The organism is Methanogenium sp. MK-MG (assembly GCF_009914725.1).
Taxonomy (GTDB): Archaea; Halobacteriota; Methanomicrobia; order Methanomicrobiales; family Methanomicrobiaceae; genus Methanogenium.
On sequence record NZ_JAAAWJ010000130.1, the window covers coordinates 1 to 3,109 of the forward strand.

The 3,109-nt window shown below is 53.3% G+C and carries 3 protein-coding genes; 2 read left to right on the forward strand and 1 reads right to left on the reverse strand.

Annotated elements, in window-relative coordinates:
• On the reverse strand, positions 1–810 hold an 810-nt coding region (locus MKMG_RS11165; protein WP_165078008.1), incomplete at its 3' end, for a PAS domain-containing protein.
• 200 nt (positions 811–1,010) lie between these two features.
• Between MKMG_RS11165 and MKMG_RS11170 the strand changes: the two genes are divergently transcribed.
• Both MKMG_RS11170 and MKMG_RS11175 read left to right on the forward strand, forming a co-directional pair.
• The gene (locus MKMG_RS11170; RefSeq protein ID WP_165078010.1) at positions 1,011–2,924 is read left to right on the forward strand and encodes an Nramp family divalent metal transporter; all 1,914 of its coding nucleotides are present in this window, start codon (positions 1,011–1,013) and stop codon (positions 2,922–2,924) included.
• A partial coding sequence (locus tag MKMG_RS11175) for an ABC transporter substrate-binding protein (protein ID WP_165078012.1) occupies positions 2,921–3,109 on the forward strand: 189 nt, incomplete at its 3' end. The genes MKMG_RS11170 and MKMG_RS11175, both read left to right, overlap by 4 nt.

Here is a 3,109-nt window from a genome sequence, read left to right on the forward strand (position 1 = left end):
CGATCTAATCTTCTTCTGCGCTTCATGGATGGCCTCATCCTTCTTCACCATATCGGTGATATCCTGGTGGACACCCACCACACGGAGCTCCGGTTCTTCCTCAGGGCTCTGGAAAACCTGCCACTGCGAAGAAATCCAGACCCAGGTGGCATCCTTATGCCGCAGACGCATCCCATAGGAACCGGTCGGGTTTTTGCCCTTACTCCAGGCGGAGAAGAGACTGAGGCACACATCCCGATCGTCCGGATGCACATATTCAATGAACCCCTCTGCGGTGAGTGGCAGCAGTTCATCCAACCGGTAGCCAACCATCTTCGCCCAGCGCCCGTCCACTACCACCTCACCGCTACTGAGAATCACATCCCATACCCCAAGGTCAGCACACTGAAGGATCAGGTTGAGCCGTTCCCCATCGTGCCGTGTCGAAGATATGGTGTTCATCTTTCCGGGAACAGAGGTGATATAGATATAATACCACTCCTTCTCAGCCTCTGCCGCATGGGAGATCATGACATCGAGGGTGGCACCGGCATCCATCCCCCCCAAGGGAAGAACAGAATAGGAAAATGTCCCGGTTTTTTGGGTCAGGGAAGAGAGGTCATCCCAGCTGTTTATACTACGGGAGAAGAGTAAAGACGTAATCTGTTTTTGGAAGAGGTCAGCCGGAGACTCCTTCCCGAGAATCCGGGCTGCCGCTGCATTGGCCCAGACAATTTCCCCGCCCGCATCTGCAATGAGCATGGCATGCGGTGCATTCTCACAGAATCCGCGGCATACATCCAGTAGTGGCATATCTTCTCGTGCAGACAAACGTGATCACCAATCATGAGCAGACAGGAACAGAGCATTCTTCATAATAAGAACAGAACCGACCTGCACACTTAATATATTCAATATTGTGTGGAGCAGAGTAAAAAAGGTTCATCATCAGATTCTTGTGCTGCACCACTTTCACCACCCTTAAGTAACCCGGGCAAATAAATTGTTTAGCAATTCAGGGAGCATCGGAGATGGCCAAAAAATTTCGTTACACAATCAAAAACCGGGTTCCTGATTACCTCCGGTTTCTCGGACCCGGACTTCTGCTGGCAGTCGCCGCTGCAGGCGAGAGCGGCATAGCAGAGGCTGTCGAAATAGGCGCACACTTCGGCTACGCACTCATCTGGGTCATCGCCATTACGCTCATCTATAAATTTGCATTCGTAAACGGTATCGCCCGCTATACGATGATCACCGGGAAGACCATCTTCCAGGGCCTCATCTCCATTCCCGGGCCGAAAAACTGGGGAGGGATTCTTGTGATGGTCATCTATCTCCTTGAGATGTTTGCCTTTGCGGGCATGCTGCTTTTAGGCGGCATCTTCATGGACTACATTGTCCCGGGCATCAACTCCACTGAAATGATCGTCTTCCTCTCTCTTTCGGCCATCCTCATCCTGCTCTGGAAAGAATCCTATGAACGGCTGGAACACACGATTATTCTGATCGCCGTCTTACTCTTCCTTGGCATTGCCTTCTCACTCACCCAGTTCCCCATCTCCTTTGCAGCGATGCTGCCGGGAATCATGCCGAAGATCCCGCCAGGATCCCTGCTCTCGATTATGGCCCTCATGGGGGCAGTCGGTTCATCCCTGAACCTCCTCTTATACTCCATCTGGCTCAAAGAGAAGGCAGGTGATGAGAAGGGTCCGGCATTCTACCGGAGGTCCATTGTGGGGGTCAATCTTGACCTCATCATCGCCTTCCTCTTTGTGGGTATCATCACCGTCCTCTTCATCTCTCTCGGCGTCACCGGCTTCTCCATCTCATACCTGGCCCACGGCGAGACCTTCAGTGTCGATGCACTCATCGCCCAGATACTCTATGTCATCGCCTCCATCCCGTACGGCTCCCAGACGTTTCTTGCGACAGGGTATCTCATCATGTTCGGAGCGGTGCTGACAGGTATGGATGGCCGGGCCCGGGCCATATCCGATATCCTGCACACCGGATATGCGATGAAATGTGAAGAGCGGACCACCTTCCGCCTCATCCTCCTCATCTTCACTGCGATCATCGTGAGCGGAGTCATCATCGGGGAGCCGATGGCACTGGTCCACGGGGTCTCGGCTGTTGCCTCGGTCTTCTTTGCGGTGGTGGGGTTCATTCTCATCTGGCTCAATATGGAGATCAAAGATCCCGAAAGGCCAAACCGCATCTGGACTGCGGTCATGACCATCGGCAGCCTCATCTTTCTTCTGATGGCACTCTTTATGGAAGAGGGCATCATCATGTTCGGTCTGCCGCTTGCAGAACGCATGATCGTCGTCGCCTTTGTCGTCTTTGTCTTTGCCGGCACCACACTCTTCCGTGATGTCATCCGGGGAAAGCCGACCTGGATTGACCGGTTCTGGACCGTCCTCATCTTCGGGGTAATCTCCATCTACGGTACATTCCGCGGCATCCCGTATGAGGGCATCATCATCAACTTCCGTGACCTCGGCCCGATCCTTGCAGGCATAGTGGGAGGACCCGTTATCGGGGCATGTGCGGGCATTATCGGTGCGGTATACCGCTACCAGATCCCCGGTGCGGAGAAGACCGCCCTTGCCTGTGCTGTGGCAGCCATCGTGGCAGGCATTGTGGCAGGATTTTATACCCGGATGTTCCGTGGAAACATTACCTATCTCCGCGGATTCATACTCGTGGCCATCGTCGAGACGATACACATCTTCATCATTGTGCCCCTCCTCTCGGACATTGCCACCTTTGCTGAATTCATGACGATCGTCCGGGCCAGCCTGCTGCCGATGGTCTTTGCAATTACCATGGGAGTGATCCTCTTCTGCTGCATCGTCCGGATGAAGAGCTATTCCCTCACAACCCGGTTTGAGAGAGAGGACGGGGAAAAACCACCACAAAAGGAAGAGGAGAAAGAGAAATGAAAAAAACACTCCTTGAATACCTGCCCTTCATCATCGCAGGCCTCATCTGCTGTGTCATCCTCTTTGGTGCTGTCGTACATACGCCGGATTACGGAGACAATGAGACGATCAAAATCGGCATCATGCTCCCCCTTACTGGCGGTCTTGCGGAATATGGTATGGATGTAAAGACAGGTGTGGAAGAT